Below are 6300 nucleotides of genomic sequence, written 5' to 3'. Positions count from 1 at the left end.
ATTCCACGGTCGTTAGTTTGCACAATTTTGTATCCGAGACGTGGCCGTGAAATCGACGCCGCCCGGGCGTGCGAGAACAAATTTACTTCACGAAATTCTGCACCATTTTGTTCTCCCGGCGAACATTCGAAGCAATTTTGTATCTTTGCCAACGTTTGTTCCATTCTCGTCGTGCGATTTTTCCCAAATGTGCCCTAAGGTTTATAACCATCGCCTCTGGGGCGATCGGCCGATTTTGGAGCGTCGCATGGAAGAGGGTATTGACGACAATTCCTGTTGCTCCCGCCGGAGGATAGACGGGCGAACCGTCGACACTTCCCACTGGGCCAGCCCCGATGAGGGAGCGCTTACTGGTGACCGACGCGTCCTGTACCTTGCGAGAAAGCAGGCGGTTTCGCTGTATCTTTCCGGTGCCTCGGGCGAAAGCATCAGGCGGCTGACGTCGCTTGGCACAAGTCAGGCCTATCGTCTCATCCGGGAGCGCTGCCTTGAGACGCATCCCGACGGGCGTCCTTATGGCTGGCGCGGGCTTGTGCCATGGCTCCGAGTCAAGCCATACCGTCGTAGCACGAAGGTCCATGTCGACCAGTTCGGCCGCGGTGCTGCGGGCGCGATGCAGGCGCTGCTGGACAGTCAGCCGGCGCTTCGTCAGGCATTTGAGGCGCGTATCCTCGCGAGCGCCTCAGCCAAGCGACTAGTCGAAACTAAACAGTCGAGAAGGCGTCATTGCGCGTGGTTTCTGGACCAATTGCGTGGCTTCGGGTACGAAGCGCGAAACGAATGGCCGTTCAACACATTGAGCCTTGGCTACTCTTCGATCTGTCGGTATATCGACAAGGTGCTGTCGGCCAACCCAAGGGCGCTGGCCGCGGCGAGTGGCGGGCCGAATTTGGCTGTGAAGCTGAGGTCCGGTGACGGAACCGGGCGGCCGGTGCAGAGGTTCATGCAACGCGTCGAAATGGACGCGCACAAGCTAGACGGACGTTTCTGCGTGTCGCTTCCCCTGATGGGGGGCGGTTTCAAGGAGAAGATCGTTCATCGTCTCTGGGTCGTTGTGATCCTGGAGGTCGTTTCGCGCGCGGTGCTAGGGTACTACTTCAGCGTGAGACGGGAAATATCGAAAGATGACGTCATGCGCGCGCTGAAGCGGGCATTGGGCAGATGGTGCCTGCGCCCGGTCAGTTTTTGCGATACGCCGTATCTGCCTGAAGCCGGGCTTCTTTCCGCTCTGGGTAGCGATTTCGTCGGGCTATGCTGGGACGAGACCAGCGTAGATGGTGCGCTTGCCGAGACTTGTCAGCACGTGCGGGATGCGCTGCGCGACAGCGTCGGCTCCACGCTACTGGACCCGAAGACCTCGTTCTCGAAACGTCGAAGCAAGGATGACCGCCCGTTCATCGAGACGTTTTTCCGCAATCTGGCCGGACAGGGATTCCAGCGTCTTTCCAACACCACCGGCGCAAATTTCCAGGACCGCAAGGGAAGACAGCCGGAAGAGGTCGCCCTGGCGAGTCGATTCCAGTACGAATATGCGGAAGAGCTGCTGAACGTGCTCATTGCCAACTACAACGCGACACCGCACAGCGGGATTGGTAACCGCACGCCGCTCGCGTATGCGAAGTTCTTGTACCACCATTCCCAGCAGAGCTTCCGGCGAGCCGACCCCGCTGTCGTGGACACGCTATTCAGCATCCGCAAGCGCTGCATCGTGCGCGGGGGCGCTAAGAGCGGGCGTGCCCCGTTCGTTGAGTTCCATTACGGCCGTTATACCAACGACGTGCTGCACAACCGGCACGACCTTGTCGGCTCCGAGATCTGGGTGGTCTGCCACAAGGAGGATGACTGCCGGGTGGCGCTTGCCTCCACGCTGGACGGTATGTCACTCGGCGTGTTGCGGGCAGCACCGCCTTGGAACATGTCGCCGCACAGCCTGTCGCTACGTGCTGCAATTTGCCAGGCGTGCTCTCACGGAAAGTTTGCGATTCCGGCAGGCGTCGACGCCATCGATGTCTTCATGCGCTACGTGGAGAGTCAGGCGCACAACCGCTTGCCGGTCCATCCGGCCTACCTCGAGGCACGGCGCATACTGGCAGCCGCAGCCGATTCATCAATCGGGCCTTCCATGCTGGATGTAGCAATGGCTCGGGCCAAGGCAGGCAGCAGTTCTTCAAAGGGTAGCAAGGGGGCCGCTTCGGAGCCGACGGCAAGACGCGCGCAGTCTGGCGCCGCGGACCCGCTGAAGCCTTCTGCGGGTCCTACGCTGCCTCCGCGTCGAATGGCGCAGTCGAGGTAAGCCATGTCCTTCTCACTGCCCGAGCGCATCGATCCGCGGCACTGCATCGTGACGAAGCAATACGCGGTGTATACACCGCCCATGCACGAAATGATCGAGCAAATCGGCGAATGGATCGACCAGCAGCGCCCCGGCGGCTATATCTATGGTGCGTCACGCCTAGGCAAGTCCCGCTGTGTGCAGTGGTACGTTGCAAACGAATTGCAGGAGCGCTTCAAGGCCGTCATGCCCCTGGTGGTGTGGAATCGCCGCCCCGACAGTCACAGTAGTGAAGCGGGATTCTGGCACCAGCTCTTACTCGCCTCGCGTTTCGAATTCGCCAACCCGGCAAAGCCGCCGAAGAAAGCCGAAGGCATATACCTGTGCAAGCAACGCTTCATCGCCATTGCGAACAACGCGCAACGGAACTACATGGTGCTGCTTATCGACGAAGCGCAGGATCTGACGTTGCGGGAGTGGAAGTGGCTGGTCGGCCTGCAAAATGAGCTCGATTACGAGGGCTATTTACTCAGCGTATTTTCAGTCGGCTCACACCAGTTGAACTATCGCCACGAATATATGGCCATCACGGGCAACGCTCACGTCGCCGCGCGCTTTATGGCAGCGCATGCGCGCTTCCACGGCCTGCGCTCGCCCGAGGAGATCGGGTACGTGCTCAACGGCTACGATATCGACTCCGAGTGGCCGCCAAGCAGCGGCGTTCCGTACCTGGCGCACTTCGCGCCGGCGGATTATGCGGCCGGGCGCCGGCTCGCCGAATGCGCGGCGCTGCTGTGGAAAGCGCTGATGGAGCTTTCGCCCGAATCTGCGCGCGGGCATTTCGAATTTCCAATGCAGCATGTCGCGAAAGCCACCGAGGCGATACTCTTCCAACTGGCGCGGGGCGAAGACTGGGCCGACGTGACCTCCTATGAGAGCTGGTTGCGAGAACTCGCTAAAGCGAACTTCCCGGACCACATGAGGATCATCTCGACGGGTAGTTGACATGGCGGCCTACCCATCGGTGAACTGGTGGCCGGGAAACCTCCGTCCGTACGAGTCGAGGCTGTCGTTCGTCGCCCGCTTCTGCGCACTGAATGGCATCAACGTCCGAAAATGCGCGGAGTTTTTGAGTGTGGAGCCCGATAGCAGCACGCCGCTTCCGATCGACGAAATCAGGCGCCTGGCGTCCGTGCTGGGTGAGACCGCGCCGCTTGTCGAAGACGTTTTCTCGCCTTCCATACGGTTCATCGATGTCGGCCGTTATGGCCCGCCTCCCGATAGTCGCGAGCGACGTGCCATCCGCTATTGCGAGACCTGTGTGCAGCACGGCTACCACAGCTACCTGCATCAGCTTGGGTGGCTTTCGCGGTGCCCATTTCACCTGAGCGAGCTGAAAACGACCTGGGCGCAGAAGCACACCGCCAGGCTCGTGTCGCAGCGTGTGGGCGCGTTGGAGTTCGTGATGCGGCAACGCTGCAGGACGTGGCCGCACGGCATTGATGCCGGCTTTCCCGCCCGAGAGCCGGGGCGTGTTGCGTCGCTCGCCGGCTGGGTCGCACGGGCGAGCGTCGCTGCCGCGCGCATGTCGCTCGGCGAGATCTGGTCGTCGGGCAACGATGGCATGCCGGGGGCCGTCTCCCTCGACCAAGCGTTCGGTCAGCTGCGCGCGCTTGAGCCCCCGCCCGAGGACATCGAACCGCTCCTTACCGAAGCCGGTGATCGGTGGAGTCTGGAAAGCCACGCGTTTGCGCGGCAAGCGAAAATCCAGCTCGGCCGCCTCAGGTCGAGCCACCTCAGCTTTGCCGACGTTCTTCACTTCTATATACGCATCAACGCCGCTTCGGCGAATCCGTCTTCGTTTGTCACGCGCCTGAATGCCATGCAAGACCGACAGGCTCGCCATGGCACCTGTCGCTGTCGGTGGAGGCTGACTAAGGAGGGACGGCTTTCGCGCTGGGTCAGCGTGCGTCCAGAGGAGGGGCCCCGCTGGGGCCTGATCTGCCCATACGATATCGCGCTCAACGAACTTCAACTCGGCTGGGGCCGTTCGGACCTGGCGCTCTCCAATCGGCCGGCGGAGCAGGAACGGCGGCGCTTCTGCAGCGTTTCTCACGCGATGCGCGACTTGGGCCTCATCCGCTATACACGGGAGGCAGCGGTAGCGCCGGCGGGTTACCTATATGCCGATCAGGACGTCTGGACCTGCTGCGAGTGGGTCTGGGAGTCGACGCTAACCGCAGTGCTCGATATGGCGGTCACGTGGGAAATCGAGCTGACGTTCGATGCGTTGACCACTTGGCTAGATGACATCGATCGGGGTGTCGATCCGCTTGAGCGGGACGATTCCAAGTTTTGCGTCCGCCTGTGCGAAACCGACGATGGCCTCTTGCTGATCAAGTGGACGAGGGCAGAAGCGAATGTGCGTCGGGGGCGACCCCGGATCTGAACGCAACGTACCGTGAGCAACGTGAAGCCCGTTGGCTTGCGACGCATTGCGGCCAGAGTTTCGGCCCAGGGGGCTCGGAACAAAATTGTGCAGAAAACGCTAACAAAATTGTGCAAACCAACGCGGGGGTCTAAAAAGTCACAGCTAGCTTCGCAATTATAGACATAAGCGCAGTTATGTCTAAAGTATCGCCAAGAAAATTGTATATATAACGTATTACGTAGTAATATTTATCATCAATTTTCCGTCTTCTCGCCCCATGCCCGCTGCCGACCTGGATCTGACCGATACTGCGCTACAGGCCGACCTGGCCGAGCTGCGCGGCCGCTTCCCCGAGACCCGCGCGCTCTACCGCGAGGTCTGCGGCCTGCTGTTCTTCCGCTACGGCATCACGCCCACCGCCAACAAGCTCTATCAGTTGGTGCGCAAGGGCAGCATGGGCACGCCCGCCGAGGTGCTGCAGGCGTTCTGGCAGGAACTGCGCGGGCGCACCCGCGTCACCATCGACCATCCGGACCTGCCGGACGCGTTGAAGGCCATTGCCGCCGCGGCGGTGCAGACCATCTGGCAGGCCGCCAACGAGGCCGCCACCGGCGAGCTGGCCACGCTGCGCGCCGAGGCGCGCGCGGCGGTTAGCGCGGCCGAAGCCGAGCGCGATGCCGCGCACGCCGAGACCGCGCTCGCGCGCGAGGAAGCCGCGGCGCTGGTCGCGCAGCTCGACACGGCGCGCCAAGCCATCGAGGCAGGCGACTCGGCGTTGGCCGCCGAGCGCCAGGCCCACGCGGCCACGCAGGCGCGGCTGGAAGCGGGCCGGGCGGAACTGGAGGCGGGGAGGCGGCAATTAGAAGAGCTACGGAGCCAATTCTCGACCGAGCTGGAGCGGGCCCGCGACCAGGTCGTCATTGCCCAGGAACGGGCCGAGGCCAGCGAGCGCCGTGCCTTGCGCGAATTGGACGCGGAGCGCACCGCGCGCCAGCAGAGCGAGCGGTTGGCCGAAGCGTTGCGCGGCGAACTAGTGGCGGCGCGCCACGAAGCCCGCGACGCCGCGGTGGCGCAGGCCGAGGCGCGGGCCCGGCTCGAGACCCAGGTCGCGGCGCTCACCGAGCAGCTCACCACGCGGCGCGCGGCCGCCGACGCCGCCGTGTGCAAATCGGCTACCGACCTGGCCACGGTGCAGGCGGAACTGGCCGCGGCGCAGCGCCGGGCCGAGCGCGCCGAAGCCGAAGCGGCGCTGGCGCGCCAGCTGCTGGCAGAATTAAGGCTGCCGCCGCGCGAGCGGGGGGAGGGGGGTAGCGCCGAGCGACGGCGGCGCAAGGCCGGCGGCCCTGCCCCTCTGCCTGGCGACACACCTAGCGACACACCAAGTGACACACCAAGTGACACACCAAGCGAACCGCCAGCCGAAGTCCACGGGGCGAGCGCCCCGAGCCCGGACGATGGCAGCAACAGCAGCAACAGCAGCAACAGCAGCAACAGCAGCAACAGCAGCAACAACCAACACGATGACAGCAAACACTGAGCGGGCGGCGGCGATCCGCTGGATCCAGGCCGAGATGGCCGACTACGGGCTGACCATGGA

Annotated in this window: 4 protein-coding genes and 1 pseudogene; all 5 read left to right on the top strand. The window is 63.0% G+C overall.

Features of this window, described 5'->3' with window-relative positions; all coding sequences use genetic code 11:
* Positions 1-247 precede the first annotated feature (247 nt).
* Positions 248-2293, top strand: a complete 2046-nt coding sequence (locus AC3WQZ_RS35250; RefSeq protein ID WP_058697625.1) for a hypothetical protein — start codon at positions 248-250, stop codon at positions 2291-2293.
* Positions 2294-2296: 3 nt separating this feature from the next.
* On the top strand, positions 2297-3277 hold the full coding sequence (locus AC3WQZ_RS35245) for an ATP-binding protein (protein WP_058697626.1): 981 nt from the start codon (positions 2297-2299) through the stop codon (positions 3275-3277).
* A 1-nt stretch (position 3278) separates the two neighbouring features.
* On the top strand, positions 3279-4721 hold the full coding sequence (locus AC3WQZ_RS35240) for a hypothetical protein (RefSeq protein ID WP_058697627.1): 1443 nt from the start codon (positions 3279-3281) through the stop codon (positions 4719-4721).
* Positions 4722-4980: 259 nt separating this feature from the next.
* The gene (locus AC3WQZ_RS35235; RefSeq protein WP_492302116.1) at positions 4981-6240 is read left to right on the top strand and encodes a DNA-binding protein; all 1260 of its coding nucleotides are present in this window, start codon (positions 4981-4983) and stop codon (positions 6238-6240) included.
* Positions 6224-6300, top strand: a pseudogene (locus AC3WQZ_RS35230) (H-NS histone family protein); the annotation flags it as partial. The gene AC3WQZ_RS35235 and the pseudogene AC3WQZ_RS35230, both read left to right, overlap by 17 nt.

This window comes from Cupriavidus sp. FW305-26, from assembly GCF_058787975.1.
This window is presented reverse-complemented; position numbering and strand designations above follow the sequence as displayed.

What these genes read in the sequence shown, in the direction of transcription:
- AC3WQZ_RS35235 (WP_492302116.1), top strand. Translation starts at nt 4,981, where the DNA reads ATGCCCGCTGCCGACCTGGATCTGACCGATACTGCGCTACAGGCCGAC.
- AC3WQZ_RS35240 (WP_058697627.1), top strand. Translation starts at nt 3,279, where the DNA reads ATGGCGGCCTACCCATCGGTGAACTGGTGGCCGGGAAACCTCCGTCCG.
- AC3WQZ_RS35250 (WP_058697625.1), top strand. Translation starts at nt 248, where the DNA reads ATGGAAGAGGGTATTGACGACAATTCCTGTTGCTCCCGCCGGAGGATA.
- AC3WQZ_RS35245 (WP_058697626.1), top strand. Translation starts at nt 2,297, where the DNA reads ATGTCCTTCTCACTGCCCGAGCGCATCGATCCGCGGCACTGCATCGTG.